Source organism: Geodermatophilus sp. SYSU D01180 (genome assembly GCF_054050415.1).
In genome coordinates, this window is the sequence record NZ_JBJGZH010000049.1 from 1 (window position 1) to 18,841 (window position 18,841).

Consider the following 18,841-nt stretch of genomic DNA (forward strand, 5'->3'; position numbering starts at 1 on the left):
CCCCCCCCCCCCCCCCCCCCCCCCCCCCCCCCCCCCCCCCCCCCCCCCCCCCCCCCCCCCCCCCCCCCCCCCCCCCCCCCCCCCCCCCCCCCCCCCCCCCCCCCCCCCCCCCCCCCCGCCGTGGTCAGACGAGTCCCTCGTTGTGGGGCTCGATGCTGGCCGAGGGGTCCACCCCCTCGTCGGCGTCCGGCTGGACGGGGCCCTCGCCCGGCTCGGAACCGGAGCCGGCGGCGGTGTTCCGGGAGGACCGCTCCGGATCGGTCACGTCGGTGGTCGTCGGTGCCTGACCGATGCGCTTGGCGGCATCCCCGGTCCCGGTCTCCTCCAGCTCTGATTCGCTCACGACTCCTCCATCCAGGTCGTTCATCCAGGTCGTACGACGTCGGTGATCACGCAGTGCGCTCCACGAGTTCCTCGGGCTCGTGGGACGGCCGGCCGGACGGTGACGTGGCCGGCGACCGGGTCCTACCGGGGCTCACGCATGTGCTCGGCGACCCCCGCGGGGGCACGGGTGCGGGCCTGCTCGGCCGCCCGGCTCGCCGATCGGCCGGCTCCGGGGTCGACGGGCACCGACCGCACCACCTCCGCACGGCTGCGGTACTCGACCGGCGGGATGGCCCGGAGGCTGCGGACCACCGCCTCGGGTGCGCCCGCCCGCTCGGCGGCGGCGACCAGCGCCTCCTTGCCGGCCGGGTAGTCGACGTCCTCCAGGTACCGCAGGACGTCCTCAGGGGTGTTGGGAGCGGTCACGGTCGGTTGCCTTCCTGGTCGCGGTCGTCGGTGTGCCCGGAGGGCCGGGGGGCAGCCGGCGGACCCGACCGCGGCGATCTCCCCGGGTGCGACCGCCTCCCGCACCGTCTTCCGGAGGCGCCGCCGGGCGCCGGTCGTGGGGATCCCGTCGTCCCGACCGCGGCTCAGACGTTAGGACCGGTCGCGACGCAGGGACATCGGTCGATCGACCGATCCGGCCTCCGGCCCCCGTGTTCCTGCACGGCCGACCGCGCGGGGAGGGAACCCGCGGCGACGGCTCTGCTTCGCGACCCGGGGACCGTCGGGAGAGGAGCGGGCGGCTCGACCGCACGCCTGCAGGCCCTTCACGACGGACGCGCCGGACGTGATCGCCCGCCCCACGTCTCCGTGTCAGGGAGCACTGCGGAGACCGGGGTGTCCGGTCAGCGGCTAGTCATCTGCACCCGGCCGAGAGCCGTCCGTGTCCCGGGTCCCGGGTTCCTCTCGCGAGCGCCCGGGGCCGACGGCCGGAGCCGCACCGCCGAGTTCCTTGCTCACCGTCGGATCGGCGTCGTCGGGCTGGGGCACCCGCGGGTCGTCCGGGGGCCGGATACCGACCTCGTCGGCAGCCGCGGGTGCGTCGTCCTGCGGAGGGATGGTTCCGCCGTCCATGCCGTGGGGGTACCCCGAGCCGCCGTCGGAACCGGAGCCGCCGGCCGAGATCGGCAGACCTGCCGATGCCCGTCGGTCGCCCGGCGGCCCGGGACCGGACCCGCCGGCCGTGGGTCGTCCCCTCTCCCCGGGGCCCACGTGGCCGGGACCGTCCCGTGCTGTGGCCGTGGGTCCTCCGCCGAGGTTCAGCGCCGGCCATCCGCGCTCGTTCCCGCCGGGACGTAGAGGCCCGCCCTCTCGGCGCGCACGGCGGCGAGCGTCCTCGAGGGCGCCCCCAGCTTGGCGAGGATGTGCTCCAGGTGGGCGGCGACCGTCCGCGGCGCCACCACGAGGGCCCGGGCGATCTCCTGGTTGGCGTACCCCTCGATCAGCAGCCCGAGGACCTCCAGCTCCCGGGGCGTGAGCCCGCGCAGGTCGCCGCTCGGGGAGAGCAGCACCATCCCCGACAGCACGTGGAACTCGTCGCCCGTGCCCGTCAGGACCGTCACGCGGACGTGGCCGTCCGGGGCGTGCCGGCCACCGCGCGGCCACAGGAAGGACGCGTACACCTGGCCGCTCCGGGTGGCCGCGCGAGCGGCGTCCAGGACGGGAGAGCCTCCCGCGAGCAGCGCGTCGTCGCCGAGACCCGGGAACGGCGCGGTGCCGCCGTCCCTGCAGAGCACCACACCGGCCCGGGCGCCCTGGACCAGGCGTGCGGCGGTGAGCAGCGAGTGCATCGGGTCGACGCCGCGGGCGAGGATCGGGGCGAGCTGCGCCAGGCGGTGCCGCACGGCCTCCGTCGGAGGCCGGGTGCCGGCGGAGAGCAGCGCGAGGAACCCGACGTGGCGCTGCCCCGGGACGAACAGTGCGACGGCGAGGGCCTCGCGATAGCCGGCGGGAACGAGGCACTGGGCCCACGTCGGCAGGTCCTCGGCGGGATGGGGGAGGTCCGACGGGCTCAGCGGTGGGCGGGCGAGATGGGTCCCGGTCACCTCGATGTCGTGTGCCATCTCGGGACCGCTGAGGTACCGGACGGTGCTCTGGTCCAGCGAGGTGCTGGTCAAGGAGGAGTAGCCGTTGCCCAGCGGGTCGGCCAGCGCCATCCAGGAGGCGTCGAAGGGGATGTGGCGGCCCAGCTCGTGCAGCAGCGCCTGGGCGCGGTCGAGGAGCCGTCCCGGAGTGGCGGCGATCTCTGCAAGGCGGAGATCCGGGGCCTCGGTCATGTCGATTCACCGGTCCAGGGTGTTCGCGGTCGGACGGAGCCGTCGAGGACGGCTGCGGCCCTGGACGAGGCTGACCGGGCTGCGACTGTGCATACCGCACCGGCTGGGAGAGCAACCCGTGTTCCCGTGATCGGGAACCTTGGTGGTGTTAGTCAGTTGCCATCGCAACTATGGTCCGCGGACGGCGCGGCTTCGGCAGTAGCATGCACCGTGGAGTTGCGCCAGCTGCGCTACTTCCTGGCGGTGGCCGAGGAAGGCCGCTTCAGCCGGGCCGCGCAGCGCCTCCACATCGCTGCGCCGTCGCTCTCGCAGCAGATCCGTGCGCTGGAGCGGGAACTCCGGGTCCCGTTGTTCGAGCGCACCCCGCAAGCGGCCCGGCTGACCTCCGCCGGCGTCGTCCTGGTCGAGCGGGCCCGGGTCGTCCTGGCAGAGGTGGACCGGGCGCTGGCGGACGTGCGTGCCGCAAGCGCCCATTCCCGCGAGCAACTGAGCCTGCGGGTGGCCACCATGGCCGACCTCGTCCTCGCCGACCCACTGCGGCACGCCGCGGTGGCGATCGACGGGGTCGAGGTGTCGGTGAGCTCCGCCCGCGGGGACGACGCCGTCGAGGCCGTCCGCCAGGGCAGGGCGGACGCGGCGATCGTCTGGAGCCGGTCCCACCCGCAGCGTGACCTCGCCGGCGTGGTGCTGGGCTCGGTCGTCTTCGGCGTCGTGCTCCCCGACGGGCACGCGATGAGCGGCGCGGTCACGGTGCCGGTGGCCGCGCTCGCCGGCGAGGTGCTGGTCATGTTCCCGCGGGAGCCGTTCGCCGGGACGTGGGACCGGGCCGTGGACCACCTGTTCCCCGCGGGGGCCGCGCACGACCAGGTCGTCATCGAACCCGACCTGCTGAACGCGCCGCAGGCGGTGTTGCGCGCGGTGGCAGCCGGCACCGGCATCGCCCTGAGCATCCTCCGGCTCGTCGATCACCTGGGGGTCGAGGGGATCACGGTGCGGCCTCTCGCTCCGGCGTTGACGTGGGCTCTGGAGGTGGTCTGGCGGGCGCCGGCCACCCCCGCCGTCCGCAGGCTCGTCGACTTCCTCGTCGAGTCGTCCCGGGACCCGCAGACGCTCATCGAGGCGACGCGTGGTCCCGGCGACGGCCGGCGGCAGTGACGGTCAGGGCCTGAGGACCACCTTCTCGCACCCGTCCTGCTTGTGCTTGAAGACGTCGTAGCCGTGCGGCGCCTCGGCCAGCGGCAGCCGGTGGGTGATCACCCGTGTGGGGTCGATCTCGCCGCGTTCGATGCGCTCGAGCAGCGGGCGCATGTACCGCTGGACGTGGCACTGCCCGGTCTTCAGGGTCAGGGAGCGGTTCATCCAGGAGCCGGCCGGGAACTTGTCGACGAAGCCGCCGTACACGCCGATGACCGAGACGATGCCTCCGCTGCGGCAGGAGGTGATCGCCTGGCGCAGGACGTGCGGCCGGTCGGTCTCGGACCGGACCGCCTGCTTGGCCCGGTCGTGGAGCTGCACGTGGGCGGCGCCGTGGGTGGCCTCCATGCCGACGGCGTCGATGCACTTGTCCGGCCCGCGGCCACCGGTCAGCTCGAGCAGGGCCGAGCGGACGTCGCTGTTCGAGTAGTCGATCGTCGCGTAGCCTGCGCGGCGGCCATCTCCAGCCGGTACGGGACGTCGTCGATGGCGATGACCTTCGCCGCGCCGAGCACCCGGGCGCTGTCCATCGCGAACTGCCCGACCGGCCCGGCGCCCCACACGGCGACGACGTCGCCGTCGGTGGTCTCGCACCTCTCGGCGCCCATGTAGCCGGTGGGCAGGATGTCGGAGAGGAGGAGCACCTGCTCGTCGGTGAGGTCGGACTCGATCTTCAGCGGGTTGACGTCGGCGAGCACCACGCGGGCGTACTCGGCCTGGCCGCCGGCGAAGCCGCCGGTGAGGTGGGAGCAGCCGTAGATGCCGGCGACCGGGTGGCCGAACATCCCCTCGGCCACACCGGCGTTGGGGTTGGTGTTCTCGCAGCAGGACCACAGCTGGTTCCGGCAGGCGGAGCAGGCGCCGCAGCCGATGGGGAAGGGACGACGACGCGGTCGCCGACCCGGAGCCGGTCGCGGTCGACCCCGGGGCCGACCTCGACCACCTCGCCCATGAACTCGTGGCCCATGACGTCGCCCTTCTGCATCGTCGGCACGTAGCCGTCGAGCAGGTGCAGGTCCGAGCCGCAGATCGCTGTCGCGGTGATCCTCACGATCGCGTCCCGGCTGTCGAGGATCTCCGGGTCGGGGACGTCCTGCACCTCGACCGTGTTCGGGCTGACCCAGCAGTCGGCCTTCACGCCAGGACCTCCTCGCGCTCCTCGTCGGTCAGCGGGCGGGCGGGGTGCTGCGGGAACTCCTCGCGGGCCCGCTTGCCCCACGGGGCGCCGTCGCTGCGGATCACCTCGCCGGTCTCCACGACCTGCTTGAACCGGCGCAGGTCGTCGTCGAGCTGCCGGGAGGGCTCCTCGCCGAAGTACTTGGCCGCGGCCCTGCCCAGCGCGCCGCCGGGCAGCTCGTAGGTCAGGGTCACGTGCACCTCGGTGCCGCGGCCGCCCGGTGCGGGGACGAGACGGACGACGCCGGAGTTGGGGACGTCGGCGCCGTCGACCGAGCGCCACCCGATGCGCTGTCCCGGGACGTCCTCGGTGGTCTCGGCGTCCCACTCGACGTCCCGGCCGAACGGTGCGCTCGCCTTCCAGTGGCTGCGGCGCGCGTCCGTGGCGCGCACCTCCTCGAGGTGCGCCATGAACGTCGGCAGCCGGTCGAGCTGCCGCCAGAAGGCGTACACCTCCTCCGGTGGCCTGGTCACGGTCGTGGTCGAGGTCAGTTCCATGGCGGTCCGGCTCTCCCCTTCGCCTGGTCCCGGTGACGGCTGCGTGGAGGTCGACGGCGGTGATGACGACGAGGTCGGCCGTGAGTGAGGACGAGGCGGCACGCCGTCGGCGTGCAGCACATCCGCGGAGCCCGGCCCGCGCCATCGGCAGAACGACCGGTTCCCGGCCGGCGCGGGATCCGGCTCAGGCCGCTCCCGTCACCCCGAGCGGGATGCGCATCCCGCGGCGCAGGGCGCGCACCGCGGCGGCCGGGAGGTCGCTGGTCCCGAGGGCGACCAGGCTCCGCCCCAGGGAGTCGGCCACCGCCTCCGCGGCCACGTGGAGTGACTGCGCGAGGGCCGGGACGCCGGTGACGCCCTCGATCACGAGGCCCAGGACCCGGAGGTCCAGGACGGTGAGGCCGTGCAGGTCGCCCGGTGGGCACAGGAGCACCGCGGCGGAGAGGTGGTCGAGGTCCGGGCGGGCGAAGTCGAGCGCGGTGACCCGGACCAGCTCCTCGCGGCCGATCCCCGGTGCCGGGACGAGGAACGAGGTGTACGCGCCGCTGACGGCCAGCTCGTCAGCGGCGACCCCGAGGATCGGCGAGCCCGGAGTCAACAGGCGGTCGTCGGGCAGACCCGGGAGCGGCAGGACGTCGCCCCCGCGGGTGAGGACGACGCCGGCGCCGGCGTTCCCGACGATCCGGGCGGTCTCGGCGATGTCCCGGGTCCGGTCCAGGTCGTCGGCGATCACCGTGGTGACGGCTGCGACGACCCTCCGGTCCGCCCGGCCCGGTCGCGACGGATCGTCGGAGAGCAGGCTGAGGAAGCCGATGTGCCGCCCGTCCGTCGTGACCAGCGGGGCCGCCAGACCCTGGCGGAAGCCGGCCGGGAGCAGGTGGTCGGCCCACGCGCGGACCTCGGACAGCGGGCCCGGGATCTCGCTGGCCAGCATCGGCGGGCGGTGCCGGTGGAGGCCGAGCCGGTCCACCTCCTCGTCGGCCTCCGGACGGCCGAAGTAGGCGACGAGCGCCTCGGCCGGACCGGTGGTGGCCAGCGGGACGTGGGTCTGCCGCTCGGGGTCGCGTAGGGCGAGCCAGCCGGTGTCGAAGGGCAGGATCCGCCTGAGCTTCTGCAGGTGCTCGGCAGCCCGTTCCTGCACGGTGGCGGACGACGCGACGCCCGCGACCTCCGACCCCCCACGCTGGAGCTGCGGTTCGCTCCCGCTCATCACGGCTCACCCTCCCTCACTCACGGGTGGACGCGCAGCCCGAGGCGTTCGGCACGGTCAACGGCACGGGTTCGCGTCGGTGCCGGCAGCCCGGCCGGGACGTGCCCCACGTGCGCCCTCTGGCGACTCGAGCGCAGGAGCGTCGGCGGCCACCGTCCTGCGGGGCACGTCTCACAGACTCCCCGTGTAGATCACCGTCTCGGCCAGCACTCGCACCTTGACGTTGCTGTTCTGGCTGTGCGTCGCGAGCATCGCGAAGGCCTGGTCGGCCGTGAGCTGGCGCTGGCACATCAGGATGCCGATCGCGATGCCGATCTGCCGGTTGGTGGTCAGCGCCTGCTGCAGGCTGGCCGCCCTGTCCTCCGCCGATCGGACCCGCGCGTGCAGCTGGTCGAGTTCGGCGAGGACGGCGAGGCGGTGCACGTGCGCGGCCGGCGCCTCCACTGACGGGTCGACGGTCATCGTGTCCTGGTCCTCCTGCTGTACGACCGGTGTGCGGATGGCCGGTGCGTCGTCGCCTGCACGCCGTGGGCCTCTCCTGCGACGGACGCCAGCGTGCGGGCGCGTTCCGGCGTCCGGTATCGGCAGAGCGACCGATCCGCGGCTCCGCGACCAGGGGTCAGCGGTCAGGGTGTGGCTCGTCGGTGTCCGGCGCCTCACGAGCGACCTGGACCTCGACAGGCCCGCCGGCCTGCCCGTCGACGGGCCGGCGGCACTGCGAGCGGTAGGCGGCGAGGACGAGGGGTCCGGCCGCGCCGCGGAACACCTCGTCCCGGCTGGCGATGCCGAGCTCCCACAGGGGTGCGCCCGCGATCGTCTCGATCACGTCGAGCCTGCGGGGCACGGCGACGGTGGCGATGCGGACCGAGCCGCGGAGCAGGCCGGTGTCCGTTCCTGCGCACTCCGGGGCCCGGTCCATCGCCCGCGTCCGTCCTGACCGGGGCGCGGGCCACCCGCCGTGGGCGCGCACTCCCCGGCGCGGTCGAACCCCCGGGTGTACGTCGACCGGGCCGGTATCGGCATGTCTGCCGATTCCGGGCGCCCCGCCGCGCCGGGTGCAATCGAGGTCCCGACCCCAGCCGGGCACGGGACCACCCTGACGAGGAGGCAGCGTGAAGGCAGTCGTGTACGACGGACCCCGCCAGGTCAGCGTCAAGGACGTACCGGACGCGCGGATCGAGCGGCCGACCGACGTCCTGGTGCGGATCACCTCGGCGAACATCTGCGGCTCGGACCTGCACATGTACGAGGGCCGCACCGACTTCGAGACCGGCCGCTGGTTCGGGCACGAGAACCTGGGCCAGGTGGTCGAGGTCGGCGACGGGGTCGACAAGGTGCGGGTGGGGGACTGGGTCGTCCTGCCGTTCAACATCGCCTGCGGGCACTGCAAGAACTGCGAGCGGCAGCTCACGAACTACTGCCTGACCGCGCAGCCGGAGCCGAAGATGGCCGGTGCCGCCTACGGCTTCGCCGACATGGGCCCCTGGGCCGGTGGGCAGGCGGAGCTGCTGCGCGTGCCCTGGGGTGACTTCAACTGCCTGCGGCTGGGTGAGGACGCCGAGCAGCGCCAGACCGACTACGTGATGCTCGCCGACATCTTCCCGACCGGCTACCACGCCACCGAGATGGCCGGGGTGAAGCCCGGCGACCAGACGGTCATCTACGGCGCCGGCCCGGTCGGGCTGATGGCCGCGCTCTCGGCCACCATCCGCGGGGCCGGCAAGGTGATGGTCGTCGACCGGCACCCCGACCGGCTCAAGCTGGCCGAGTCGATCGGCGCGATCGCCATCGACGACTCGAAGGTCGACCCGGTGCAGGCCGTTCTCGAGCAGACGATGGGGCTGGGGGCGGACAACGGCTGCGAGTGCGTCGGCTACCAGGCGCACGAGCCCGACGGCCAGGAGCAGGCCAACCTGACGATGAACCGGCTGGTCGCCTCGGTGCGCTTCACCGGGACGATCGGCACCGTCGGCGTCTACGTGCCGCAGGACCCCGGCGCCAGCGACGAGCTGGCGAAGCAGGGCAAGCTCGCCTTCGACTTCGGCATGTTCTGGTTCAAGGGCCAGCACATCGGCAGCGGCCAGGCGCCGGTCAAGAAGTACAACCGGCAGCTGCGCGACCTCATCGCCGCGGGCAAGGCCGAGCCGTCGTTCATCGTGAGCCACGAGCTGCCGCTGGACCAGGCGCCGGTGGCCTACGAGCACTTCGACGCCCGGGACGAGGGCTGGACGAAGGTCGTCCTGCACCCGGCGATGGCGGGGAGCTGACGTGGCCGGGGAGCTGAACGGACGGCGGGTCGCGATCCTGGCGGCCGACGGCGTGGAGCGAGTCGAGCTGGAGCAGCCGCGCCGGGCCCTGGACGACGCGGGCGCGCGGACCGACGTGCTGTCGATCCACGACGGCGAGATCGCGGCACGGAACAACGACCTGGAGGACGCCGGCACCTTCGGGGTCGACCGGCTGGTCGGCGCGGCGTCGGTGGACGAGTACGACGCGCTGCTGCTGCCGGGCGGCACGGTGAACCCGGACCAGCTGCGCATGCAGCCGGCGGCGGTCGCGTTCGTGCGGGACTTCGTCGAGTCGGGCAAGCCGGTGGCGAGCATCTGCCACGGGCCGTGGAACTTCGTCGAGGCCGACGTCGCGCGAGGACGGCGGCTGACGTCGTTCCCGAGCATCCGCACGGACCTGCGCAACGCCGGCGCCGAGGTGGTCGACGAGCAGGTCGTCACCGACGGCAACATCACGACGAGCCGGTCGCCGGACGACCTGCCGGCCTTCTGCGAGCGCATCGTGCAGGAGTTCGCCCGCGCGCCGCAGCCCGCCGCGGCCGGAGGTGGCGCATGAGCTCGTCCCTCGGGAACGTGGCCTCCCTCGCCGCCCGCGCCGGCGGGAGCGTCGTCCGCCAGGTGCGGTCGGCCATCGACCCCTCGGCCGCCCGTCCGGCCGACGGGGGCGCGCCGGCGTCCGGCTGGCTCGCGGTGACCCTGCTCCGCGAGCCGGCCGACATCGACACCGCGCGGCTGCCCGCACCCCTGGCTGAGTTCGGCGATCGGATCGAGGTACGGGTCCGCCCGGCCGCGGGCGAGAAGGGCGCGGAGCTGGCGGTCCGGCTGCGCGACCAGCCTTCCGGCAGCGCGCTCGGTCGGCTGACCGGCAACGACCCGCAGGCCGACCTGCGGTCGGCGCTGCGCCGGGCCAAGCAGCTCATCGAGGTGGGCGAGGTCTTGGCGGTGGACCCCGCACCGCACGGCAGGCGGACGGCGACACCCGGCGGCGCGCTCCTGGAGGCGTGGACCAAGGTGGCGCCCAAGGCAGGTGTGCGATGAAGGCGATCACCTGGCGAGGCGTCAACGAGGTGGGCGTGGAGGACGTCCCGGAGCCGACGATCCTCAACGACCACGACATCATCCTCGAGGTCGGCCTGTCGGTGACCTGCGGCTCCGACCTGCACCTGCTGGGCGGCTACATCCCCGCGATGCGCGCCGGTGACGTGCTGGGCCACGAGTTCATGGGCACGGTCGCCGAGGTCGGGCGGGGAGTGACCAAGCACCGGGTGGGCGACCGCGTGGTGGTGGTCTCCTTCATCGGCTGCGGGCAGTGCTGGTACTGCAAGCAGGGGCTGTGGTCGCTGTGCGACAACGGCAACCCGAACCCGGGGATCACCGAGGCGCTGTGGGGCCAGTCCATCGGCGGCTGCTTCGGGTACTCCCACGCGATGGGCGGCTGGGCGGGCAGCCACGCGCGCTACATCCGGGTGCCCTACGCCGACAACGGCGCCTTCGCGATCCCTGACGGCGTCTCGGACGAGCGGGCCCTGTTCGCCTCCGACGCGGCCCCCACCGGATGGACGGGGGCGGACCAGGCCGGCGTGCGGCCCGGTGACGTCGTCGCGGTGTGGGGTGCTGGGGGAGTGGGGCAGATGGCCGCGCGCAAGGCGATGCTCATGGGCGCCGAGCGGGTCGTGGTCATCGACCGGTTCGACAACCGGCTGGCGCAGGTGCGCGCGCACGTCGGGGCGGAGACGCTCGACTACGAGGAGGTCGACGTCCCCGCGGAGCTGCGGGAGATGTCCGGCGGGCGCGGTCCGGACGTCTGCATCGAGGCGGTGGGCATGGAGGCGCACAGCCCGGGCCCGCAGTACCTCTACGACCAGGTCAAGCAGCAGTTGCGGCTGCAGTCGGACCGGCCGACCGCCCTCCGGGAGGCCATCTACGCCTGCCGCAAGGGCGGGACGGTGTTCGCGCTGGGCGTGTTCGGCGGCCTGGTGGACAAGTTCCCGATGGGGGCGGTGATGAACAAGGCGCTGACCCTGCGCGGCGCCCAGCAGCACGGGCACCGCTACGTCCCGGAGATCCTCGACCTGATGAGCCGGGACGAGGTGCGGACCGAACACCTCGCCACCCACGTGATGCCGCTCGACGACGGGCCGAAGGGCTACCGGATGTTCAAGGAGAAGGAGGACGGGTGCGTCCGTGCCGTGTTCCGTCCGGGTGGCTGAGGCGACGCCGGACGGACCGCCACGGGGCCCGGCGCCGCGCCCGACGGTGGGCCGGTGCCGGGCCCCCGCCGGCCCGGTGCGGGGCGACCGGATGAGCGTCGCACCCGGCAGGACGGCGGTGCAGGCGACCCGACGTCCGACCATCCTGTCGTCGCGCCGCCTGCTGATCTGCCTCGGCGGCGGCCTCGTCGCGGGCGGACTGACCACGGTCGCCGGCGTCCCCGAGCTCGCGGTCCTCGTCGGCTGGGTCGTGGCCGCCGGCGGGCTGCTGTCCTGGGTGTGGCGGATCAGCCGGCCGCGCGACGCGGAGGGGACCAAACGGCTGGCCGAGGAGGAGGGGCAGACCCGGGTCACCGACACGGCCGTGCTGGGTGCGGCGGTGGCCGGCCTCGCCGCCGTCGTGGAGGTCCTCGTCCGGTCCGGCTCCGGGGGTGTCGTCGGGGTCGCCACCGTGGTGCTCGGCGTCCTGGTGGTGATCCTGTCGTGGGGGCTGGTCGACACGGTCTCCGCCCTCGAGTTCGCGCGCCACCACTACGCCGGTGGCGACGGCGGCATCGACTTCGGCCAGCGGGAGCCGCCTGGCCAGAGCGACTTCGCCTACGTCGCGTGCACCGGCGGGATGAGCTCCGCGATGCCCGACACGCAGGTCGAGGACACGTCGATCCGCAGGATCGCCCGGGCACGCTCTGCTGTCCTACTTGTTCGGCGCCGTGGTGATCACCGTGGCGGTGGACCTGGTGACCGACGTGGGGCAGCGGGGACAGCGCCGGGGTGACGGCCGGCGCGGTGTCCACGGTGCTGCGCCCTCGACCGGCCGGCCGCGTCGAGCGGCCCGCGTGCACTCGCCGACGCGCACCTGCCGGACCGGCCGTCGGCGGCCGTGCACCTCCCGTGGCCGTGGAGGTGGACCCCTGACCCTGCACGGACGTGCTCAGCGTGCTTGCAGTGGTGGGTGCAGGTGGTGGTGTTCGCCCTCGTGCCCCGTTGTCCGCCGCGGCACGAACCGGCAGGTCGAGCGGCTCGCAGAACGCAGGCGAACCGCCACGAACGCGATCATGACGGCATGGCAGTGTGGGTCCCAGGGGCCCGACTCCCCGCAGCTCCACCTCGATGAGCAGGCCGTTCTCCCTCGGGAGAGCGGCCTGAGTCGTCTCTCGCTGCAGTCGACGTCGCATCACGAGCACGGCGCCCATGCGACCGGAGGCCTCGCGGGCCAGGGGTGGCACGGCGGGGTCGGGTCACCCGTGGCCTCGACGGGACACCGGGATCCGCCACCTCCAGCGAGCGGTTCGCTGGTGGACGTGCACGCGGATCCGCTGCAGGTCCGCACCGGCCACCGCCTGTCACGCCCCTCCCAGCGCCGCCTCGGTCTGGTCGGGGACGAAGCGGTACGAGCCCGAGGACTGCGTTCCGGGTCGCTCCTCGCTCGGCGTCCCGGACTGCTCGCACCCGCCGGTCCTCGCGGACCGGTTCGTCCCCGGGCCGACGCCGCCGGACTGTTGACCACGCCACATGTGGGGTGTTTCACTCCGTACCGATATTTTCCGGAAGGTCTTGCGCTCCTTTCGGACTTCTCTGCGCCGGCGCGGCGCCCCTCTCCGAGGAGAACCACGACGCAATGAGCCGACGACGCCTCGCGGCCGGGACGACCGTCCTGGGCCTGCTCGCACCGCTGGGGGTCGCCCTGGCGCCCTCGGCCGCCGCTGCTCCGGCGACGGTGCACGAGACCGGCTTCGAGAACGGGACCAGCGGCTGGTATGGCCGCGGCTCCTCCGCGGCCGTGACCACCGACGTGGCCCGCACCGGTGCGCACAGCCTCTTCTCCAGCGGCCGCACCCAGGGCTGGCAGGGTCCCGGCGTCAACGCCCTGCCGTTCATGCCGGCCGGCACCTACGAGGTCGCGGCCTGGGTCCGGCTGCCCGCGGGCTCCGGCAGCGACCAGGTGACCATGAGCGTGAAGCGGGTCAGCGGCGGCGAGACCGCCTATGGGACGGTGGCCTGGCAGGTCGCGGTGAACGACACCGACTGGACCCTGGTCACGGGCGACTACACGCACGCGACCGAGAACACCGAGCTCGAGCTGTACCTCGAGAGCCCGGACCCTACGCAGGACTTCTACGTCGACGACGTCACGGTCGTCGGCGAGGCCGTGGCGCCGGGCGAGCCGGGCGCCATCCAGCCGGTCAGCAGCGACTTCGAGAGCGGCCTGCAGGGCTGGGGCCCGCGCGGTGACGCGCAGGTCGCCACCACGACGTCCGACGCGCACGGCGGCACCACCAGCCTGCTGACCACCAACCGGTTGCAGGCGTGGCAGGGCCCGACCCTCGACGTCACCGAGAGCCTGGCCGTCGGCAGGACGGTGCAGATCTCCTTCTGGGCGAAGCTGGCTGCTGGCCAGTCTGCGACGTCGGCGTCCCTGAAGGCGTCCATCCAGCGCGACCGCGCCGGGGCCGGCACCGGCTACGACAACGTGCCGGGCGCCAGCGCCGTCGTCACCTCCGACGCGTGGACGCAGATCACCGGCCGATACACCCTCGGCGCGCCGATCGACACGGCGCAGCTCTACGTCGAGGGCGACGCGAACGTCAGCTTCCTCATCGACGACGTCTCGGTCGCCGAGTTCACCGAGACGCCCGTCCAGGACGTGCCGGCCCTCCAGGACGTCCTCGGGAGCCAGGGCTTCGAGCACGTCGGCGTCGCCATCGACCAGCGGGAGACGGTGGGCCGGGCGTCACAGCTGGTGCAGCGGCACTTCAACGCCTTCACCCCCGAGAACGACGGCAAGCCCGCCGAGGTCCAGCCCACCGAGGGGAACTTCACCTTCGGCGACCTCGACGCCCTCCTCGACTACGCCGACGCCACCGGCGTGCAGGTGTACGGGCACGTGCTCGCGTGGCACTCCCAGACCCCGGACTGGTTCTTCAAGGACGGCGACCGCGACCTGACGAACAGCCCCGCGGACCAGGCCCTGCTGCGCGCCCGCATGGAGGCGCACATCAAGGCGATCGCCGACCACGTCGACGCCCGCTACCCCGACGGGAACAGCCCGATCTGGGCCTGGGACGTCGTCAACGAGGTCATCAACGACAGCGACAACGCCAACCCGCACGACATGCGCGACAGCCGCTGGTTCCAGGTCCTCGGCGAGAGGTTCGTCGACGACGCCTTCCGCTTCGCGGACAGGTACTTCCCGCAGGCGAAGCTGTTCATCAACGACTACAACACCGAGATGCCGACGAAGCGGGCGGACTACCTGTCGCTGATCGCCGCCCTGCAGGAGCGGGGCGTGCCGATCGACGGGGTGGGCCACCAGGCGCACATGGACTTCGCCCGCCCGGTGCAGTGGCTCGACGACTCGCTGACCGCCGTCGAGCAGCTCGACCCCTCCCTGCTGCAGGTCATCACCGAGCTGGACATCAGCACCTCGGCCGAGAACCACGGCGCCGACGTCAGCAGCGGCACCACTCCGCAGCACCGCCCCGGGATGACCGACCAGGACGAGGCCGAGACCGAGAACGGGTACTACTACCGCGACCTGTTCGACATGCTCCGCAGCCACTCGGACTCCATCGAGTCGGTGACCTTCTGGGGCATCAGCAACGCCCGCAGCTGGCTGCGGACGTGGCCGGCCGCCCGGCCGTGGGAGGCGCCGCTGCCCTTCGACGACGACCTGCAGGTGACCCCGGCGTACTGGGGGATCGTCGACCCGGCGCAGCTCGCGGAGCGCCCGGCCGACCAGTTGGCCCCGCGCGTCGCCGGTCACGACCCGGTCCACGCGACCTCCCCGGGTGCCGCCGGCACGAAGGTCTCGTACACGGTCACCGCCGGTGACACCCGGGACGGCGCGGTGACGGCGACGTGCACGCCGCCCTCGGGGTCCCGGTTCCCGATCGGCACCACGGAGGTCACCTGCACGGCGACCGACACGGCCGGGAACACGTCCAACCCGACGACCTTCGACGTGGTGGTCACCCGACGCGCACCAGGACCACGCGCCTGAACCAGCTGCACCGCACGACCGGCCCCCGACCACACCCGTGGCCGGGGGCCGGTCCGCGTGTGCGGCTCGCTCCAGCGGCGGTCTCCCCAGCCCCCGACCCTGCACCGTGGGAGTCGGGGATCCGAGTCCCCTCGGCTCCACCCGGTCGGTGAGGGCCCGATCTGCAGAACCGCAGGTCGGGCCCTCGTCGTCGTACGGGGTCGGCGCGGCCGCACGGCAGCCCGGGTCTCCTCCCTAGAGTTGCTCCATGGCGATGCCGCCGGTCTCGGGCCTGGACGTCGGCGTCCTGCTCGACCGGGTCGAGGGGACGGCGCCGATCGAGGCCCTGCAGGCTGCGGCGGAGGCGCTCGCGGAGATGCTCGGGGCGCGGGACCTGACGTTCCTGATCGCCGACTTCAGCGGCCACGCCGTCGTGCGGCTCACCACGGGGATCGCCGGCGCCGAGGGCGGGCGCTCGCAGGCGGGCGCGCACGCGGAGACGCTGCCGCTGTCCGGCACCGTGTACGAGCGCGTGCTGTGGACCCAGGAGGTCGACGTGCGGCCGCTCGACGACGGGGCCCGGCTGGTCGCCCCGGTCAGCGACCGCGGAGACGCGATCGGGCTGCTGGAGATGGTCCTGCCGGCGCACCCGGACCCGGCGGTGGTCACCGACGTCGCCGCTGCCGCGCACACCCTGGCCTACGTCGTCATCGCCGCCCGCCGGTACACCGACGTGTTCGAGTGGGGCCAGCGCACGACGCCGTTCTCCCTGGCCGCGGAGATCCAGCGCCGGCTGCTCCCGGCGTCCTACACCTGCGAGGCGGGGCAGTTCACCCTCGCCGGCTGGCTGGAGCCGGCCGCCTCGGTGGGCGGGGACACCTTCGACTACACGCTCAACCAGGACTCGCTGCACGTGTCGATCACCGACGCCGTCGGGCACGAGGTCGACGCCGCCCTGCTGGCCACGCTGCTCGTCGGGGCCCTGCGCAACGCCCGCCGGAAGGGCCTGGACCTCGCCGGGCAGGCCCGCTACGCCAACGACGCCCTCGCTGACGGCGCCGCGGACGGGCACTTCGTCACCGGGCAGCTCCTGCGCGTGGACCTCTCGTCCGGCGCGGCCATGGTCGTGAACGCCGGTCACCCGCTGCCGCTGCGGCTGCGGGACCGCAGGGTGCGGGAGATCGGCCTGGCCGTCGAGCCGCCGTTCGGTGTCGTGCCCCGCGCGTCGTTCCGGCCCCAGGAGTTCCGGCTGACCCCGGGGGACCGGGTCGTCCTCCTCACCGACGGCATGCAGGAGCGCAACGCCGCGGTCCTCGACGTCGCGGCGGCCCTCCGCGACACCGCGGACCTCCACCCCCGGCAGGTGGTCCAGGAGCTGGGGGCCGCGGTCCTGCGCGCGACCGGCGGCGACCTCCGCGACGACGCGACCGTGGTCTGCCTGGACTGGTACGGGGGTCCGCCGCGCCGCCGGGACAGCGCACACGGTGCCGACGCCGGCCGAGCCTCGTCCGCGCGCTCGTCCCGCCGCCCGGGCGCCTGACCGCGGGCGCGGACCCCCCGGGGGATCAGGGACGTCGGTCCGCCTCGCGCTCGGCGGCGCGGTCGCGCTCGCGCGACGCGAACTCGCGGGCGTCGCGGGCCTCGCGGCGGAGGCGTTCGCCGTCCTCCGGGCGGGTCGCGGCGAGCTGGTCGAGGGTCTCGGCGAGCCGCGTCTCGGTGTCGACGATGTGGCGGGAGGTCCGGGCGAGGGCGTCGGCCAGCTCCTCCTGCCGGAGCATCAGGTCCGCGGCCCGGCGCCGTCCGGCCTCGGCCCGCCGGGCGAGGTGCCGCACCCGGTCGGCCTCGCCGGCGGGCGGTGCTCCGCTGTCCTCCCGGGACGCCATGCCCGACAGAGTGACGCACCGGTGGGCGCCGCGGCAGCCTCCGCTGCGTCCCGGGACGACGGCGGGGACGGGGCCGCCCACCCCGACGGGGGACGGCGCGGCGCGGCTGCTTGCGCCGGTCGGCAGACTGCCGGGGTGATCGAGAGCGCCGACTCCGCCGGGACGACCGCACGCATCCCCTCCCTCCCGGCCCTCCGGACCGCTCCGGTCCCCGCCCCGTCCGACGACACGCTGCTCGTCCCGGGGGAGACCTGCTGGCGGATCGAGCGCGCCGACCGGCACGCCGTGTTCGTCGACGCCGCCGACTACTTCGCCACCCTCAAGCGCGCGGTGCTGCGCGCCGAGCGGCGGGTGCTGTTCATCGGCTGGGACTTCGACCCGCGCATCCGGATGGACCCGCGCACGCCCGGCCGCGCCCGCGACGACCGCCTGGGCCGCGTGCTCGAGCACGCCGTGCGCGCCAACCCGCGGCTGGAGATCGGCGTCCTGCAGTGGGACCTCGGCATGGTGGTGGCGCTGACCCGCCGCATGGCCCCGATCGTGCTGCTCGACCGGCGCACGCCCGACCGGCTGCGGTTCACCGTCGACACGCACCACCCGCTCGGCGGCGCGCACCACCAGAAGATCGTCGTCATCGACGACTGCCTGGCCTTCGCCGGCGGCATCGACGTCACCGCCGACCGCTGGGACACCTCCGAGCACCGCGACCGCCACCCGCTGCGGCACCGGCCGCACACGACCCGGCTGCGCGGCCCCTGGCACGACGTCACCAGCCTGGTGTCCGGCCCGGCCGCCCGCGCGATCGGCGACCTCGCCCGCGAGCGCTGGGAGAGCGGCACCGGGGAGCACCTGGAGCCGGTGACCGACGTCGAGGCCTGCTGGCCCGAGGAGGTCGAGACCTTCCTCTCCGACGTCGACGTCGCGGTCTCGCGCACCCGCCCCGAGTACGGCGGCGCCGAGCTGGTGCACGAGATCGAGCTGCTGTGGCTGGCCGTGGTCGCGGCCGCCCGGCGCACCGTCTACGTCGAGACGCAGTACTTCGCCAACCGCCGGGTCGCCGAGGCGATCGCCGAGCGGCTGCAGGAGCCCGACGGGCCGGAGTTCGTCGTCGTCCTGCCGCGGTCGGCCGACGGCTGGCTGGAGAGCAAGGCCATGGACACCGCCCGGGTGAAGCTGTTCGACCTGGTCTCCCGCGCCGACCGGTACGATCGGTTCCGCCTGCTCGTGCCGGTCACCGAGGAGCGCCGGCCGATCTACGTGCACGCCAAGGTGACCTGCCTCGACGACCGGCTGCTGCGGATCGGCTCGGCCAACCTCAACAACCGCTCGATGGGCCTGGACACCGAGTGCGACCTGTCGATCGAGGCCCGCACCGGCGACCCGCGCCACGACGAGCTGGCCGCCGCGGTCCTGGGCACGCGCCACCGCCTGCTCGGCGAGCACCTCGGGGTCACGCCGGAGGAGGTCGCGGCCGCGGTGGAGGAGCACGGCGGGTCGCTGGTCCGCGCCGTCGACGCGCTCGTGCGGCCGACCGGGCGCTCGCTGGTGGCCTTCGAGGCGCCGGAGCTCGACCCGGTGGAGCGGCTGCTCGCCGAGACCGAGCTGCTCGACGCCGAGCACACGCCCAACCGCTGGCGCCGGGTGCGGCGGGCCTTCGCCGGCCGCCGGCGCCGCCAGCGGGGCTGACCGGGAACCGGGGGGGGGGGGGGGGGGGGGGGGGGGGGGGGGGTGGGGGGGGGGGGGGGGGGGGGGGGGGGGGGGGGGCCCTTCCTCAGCGAGCTCCAAGCCCTCTGGTAGGAC

19 protein-coding genes and 1 pseudogene are annotated in these 18,841 nt (G+C 74.2%); 9 read left to right on the top strand and 11 right to left on the bottom strand.

Annotation, left to right across the window (positions count from 1 at the left end; genetic code table 11):
• Window positions 1–124 precede the first annotated feature (124 nt).
• The 3 genes from ACI8AA_RS23580 to ACI8AA_RS23590 form a co-directional block, all read right to left on the bottom strand.
• Window positions 125–343 carry a hypothetical protein gene (locus ACI8AA_RS23580; protein WP_457046802.1) on the bottom strand — a complete coding sequence of 73 codons (219 nt, stop codon included), beginning with the start codon at window positions 341–343 and terminating at the stop codon, window positions 125–127.
• 122 nt (window positions 344–465) lie between these two features.
• Window positions 466–750, bottom strand: coding sequence for a DUF2795 domain-containing protein (locus ACI8AA_RS23585; RefSeq protein ID WP_457046803.1), 285 nt, complete (start codon window positions 748–750; stop codon window positions 466–468).
• Window positions 751–1,586: 836 nt separating this feature from the next.
• Complete coding sequence (locus tag ACI8AA_RS23590) at window positions 1,587–2,603, bottom strand: response regulator transcription factor (protein ID WP_457046804.1); 1,017 nt, start codon at window positions 2,601–2,603, stop codon at window positions 1,587–1,589.
• A gap of 210 nt (window positions 2,604–2,813) precedes the next feature.
• Here ACI8AA_RS23590 and ACI8AA_RS23595 point away from each other — a divergent pair, with 210 nt between their 5' ends.
• Window positions 2,814–3,758, top strand: coding sequence for a LysR family transcriptional regulator (locus tag ACI8AA_RS23595; RefSeq protein ID WP_457046805.1), 945 nt, complete (start codon window positions 2,814–2,816; stop codon window positions 3,756–3,758).
• A 3-nt stretch (window positions 3,759–3,761) separates the two neighbouring features.
• On the opposite strand, the gene ACI8AA_RS23600 is transcribed toward ACI8AA_RS23595, so the two are convergent.
• The 7 genes and pseudogenes from ACI8AA_RS23600 to ACI8AA_RS23630 form a co-directional block, all read right to left on the bottom strand.
• Window positions 3,762–4,145 (bottom strand): hypothetical protein, encoded by a 384-nt coding sequence (locus ACI8AA_RS23600; protein ID WP_457046806.1) that lies wholly within the window; start codon window positions 4,143–4,145, stop codon window positions 3,762–3,764.
• Between the two features lie 41 nt (window positions 4,146–4,186).
• On the bottom strand, window positions 4,187–4,594 hold the full coding sequence (locus ACI8AA_RS23605; protein WP_457046820.1) for a hypothetical protein: 408 nt from the start codon (window positions 4,592–4,594) through the stop codon (window positions 4,187–4,189).
• A 140-nt stretch (window positions 4,595–4,734) separates the two neighbouring features.
• Window positions 4,735–5,016: pseudogene (locus ACI8AA_RS23610) on the bottom strand (alcohol dehydrogenase catalytic domain-containing protein); the annotation flags it as partial.
• Window positions 4,932–5,471 carry an SRPBCC family protein gene (locus ACI8AA_RS23615; RefSeq protein WP_457046807.1) on the bottom strand — a complete coding sequence of 180 codons (540 nt, stop codon included), beginning with the start codon at window positions 5,469–5,471 and terminating at the stop codon, window positions 4,932–4,934. The gene ACI8AA_RS23615 and the pseudogene ACI8AA_RS23610, both read right to left, overlap by 85 nt.
• Window positions 5,472–5,655: 184 nt before the next feature.
• A complete protein-coding gene (locus tag ACI8AA_RS23620; RefSeq protein WP_457046808.1) occupies window positions 5,656–6,612 on the bottom strand; it encodes a hypothetical protein in 957 nt (318 codons plus the stop codon).
• Window positions 6,613–6,852: 240 nt separating this feature from the next.
• Window positions 6,853–7,143, bottom strand: a complete 291-nt coding sequence (locus tag ACI8AA_RS23625) for an ANTAR domain-containing protein (RefSeq protein ID WP_457046809.1) — start codon at window positions 7,141–7,143, stop codon at window positions 6,853–6,855.
• Between the two features lie 157 nt (window positions 7,144–7,300).
• Window positions 7,301–7,600 (bottom strand): hypothetical protein, encoded by a 300-nt coding sequence (locus tag ACI8AA_RS23630; protein ID WP_457046810.1) that lies wholly within the window; start codon window positions 7,598–7,600, stop codon window positions 7,301–7,303.
• Between the two features lie 193 nt (window positions 7,601–7,793).
• Here ACI8AA_RS23630 and ACI8AA_RS23635 point away from each other — a divergent pair, with 193 nt between their 5' ends.
• From ACI8AA_RS23635 to ACI8AA_RS23665, 7 genes are all read left to right on the top strand, one after another.
• Window positions 7,794–8,948, top strand: coding sequence for a glutathione-independent formaldehyde dehydrogenase (locus ACI8AA_RS23635; RefSeq protein ID WP_457046811.1), 1,155 nt, complete (start codon window positions 7,794–7,796; stop codon window positions 8,946–8,948).
• A gap of 1 nt (window position 8,949) precedes the next feature.
• Window positions 8,950–9,525 (top strand): type 1 glutamine amidotransferase domain-containing protein, encoded by a 576-nt coding sequence (locus ACI8AA_RS23640; RefSeq protein WP_457046812.1) that lies wholly within the window; start codon window positions 8,950–8,952, stop codon window positions 9,523–9,525.
• On the top strand, window positions 9,522–10,007 hold the full coding sequence (locus tag ACI8AA_RS23645; protein ID WP_457046813.1) for a hypothetical protein: 486 nt from the start codon (window positions 9,522–9,524) through the stop codon (window positions 10,005–10,007). Before ACI8AA_RS23640 ends, ACI8AA_RS23645 begins: the two co-directional genes overlap by 4 nt.
• The gene (locus ACI8AA_RS23650) at window positions 10,004–11,179 is read left to right on the top strand and encodes a zinc-dependent alcohol dehydrogenase (RefSeq protein WP_457046814.1); all 1,176 of its coding nucleotides are present in this window, start codon (window positions 10,004–10,006) and stop codon (window positions 11,177–11,179) included. The genes ACI8AA_RS23645 and ACI8AA_RS23650 overlap by 4 nt, the downstream gene beginning before the upstream one ends.
• 91 nt (window positions 11,180–11,270) lie before the next feature.
• A complete protein-coding gene (locus ACI8AA_RS23655; RefSeq protein WP_457046815.1) occupies window positions 11,271–11,954 on the top strand; it encodes a DUF1345 domain-containing protein in 684 nt (227 codons plus the stop codon).
• An 843-nt stretch (window positions 11,955–12,797) separates the two neighbouring features.
• Window positions 12,798–15,179, top strand: a complete 2,382-nt coding sequence (locus ACI8AA_RS23660; protein ID WP_457046816.1) for an endo-1,4-beta-xylanase — start codon at window positions 12,798–12,800, stop codon at window positions 15,177–15,179.
• Window positions 15,180–15,426: 247 nt separating this feature from the next.
• Window positions 15,427–16,698: a PP2C family protein-serine/threonine phosphatase gene (locus tag ACI8AA_RS23665; protein ID WP_457046817.1), complete on the top strand. Its 1,272-nt coding sequence runs from the start codon at window positions 15,427–15,429 to the stop codon at window positions 16,696–16,698.
• A gap of 25 nt (window positions 16,699–16,723) precedes the next feature.
• On the opposite strand, the gene ACI8AA_RS23670 is transcribed toward ACI8AA_RS23665, so the two are convergent.
• On the bottom strand, window positions 16,724–17,041 hold the full coding sequence (locus ACI8AA_RS23670) for a hypothetical protein (RefSeq protein ID WP_457046818.1): 318 nt from the start codon (window positions 17,039–17,041) through the stop codon (window positions 16,724–16,726).
• Window positions 17,042–17,176: 135 nt separating this feature from the next.
• Between ACI8AA_RS23670 and ACI8AA_RS23675 the strand changes: the two genes are divergently transcribed.
• Window positions 17,177–18,727 carry a phospholipase D-like domain-containing protein gene (locus tag ACI8AA_RS23675; protein WP_457046819.1) on the top strand — a complete coding sequence of 517 codons (1,551 nt, stop codon included), beginning with the start codon at window positions 17,177–17,179 and terminating at the stop codon, window positions 18,725–18,727.
• Window positions 18,728–18,841 lie beyond the last annotated feature (114 nt).

Bases quoted from the DNA above. Each gene is read 5' to 3' on its own strand.
- ACI8AA_RS23600 (WP_457046806.1), bottom strand. From the start codon at position 4,145: ATGGAGGCCACCCACGGCGCCGCCCACGTGCAGCTCCACGACCGGGCC.
- ACI8AA_RS23650 (WP_457046814.1), top strand. From the start codon at position 10,004: ATGAAGGCGATCACCTGGCGAGGCGTCAACGAGGTGGGCGTGGAGGAC.
- ACI8AA_RS23660 (WP_457046816.1), top strand. From the start codon at position 12,798: ATGAGCCGACGACGCCTCGCGGCCGGGACGACCGTCCTGGGCCTGCTC.
- ACI8AA_RS23615 (WP_457046807.1), bottom strand. From the start codon at position 5,471: ATGGAACTGACCTCGACCACGACCGTGACCAGGCCACCGGAGGAGGTG.
- ACI8AA_RS23655 (WP_457046815.1), top strand. From the start codon at position 11,271: ATGAGCGTCGCACCCGGCAGGACGGCGGTGCAGGCGACCCGACGTCCG.
- ACI8AA_RS23625 (WP_457046809.1), bottom strand. From the start codon at position 7,143: ATGACCGTCGACCCGTCAGTGGAGGCGCCGGCCGCGCACGTGCACCGC.
- ACI8AA_RS23630 (WP_457046810.1), bottom strand. From the start codon at position 7,600: ATGGACCGGGCCCCGGAGTGCGCAGGAACGGACACCGGCCTGCTCCGC.
- ACI8AA_RS23590 (WP_457046804.1), bottom strand. From the start codon at position 2,603: ATGACCGAGGCCCCGGATCTCCGCCTTGCAGAGATCGCCGCCACTCCG.
- ACI8AA_RS23645 (WP_457046813.1), top strand. From the start codon at position 9,522: ATGAGCTCGTCCCTCGGGAACGTGGCCTCCCTCGCCGCCCGCGCCGGC.
- ACI8AA_RS23665 (WP_457046817.1), top strand. From the start codon at position 15,427: ATGGCGATGCCGCCGGTCTCGGGCCTGGACGTCGGCGTCCTGCTCGAC.
- ACI8AA_RS23670 (WP_457046818.1), bottom strand. From the start codon at position 17,041: ATGGCGTCCCGGGAGGACAGCGGAGCACCGCCCGCCGGCGAGGCCGAC.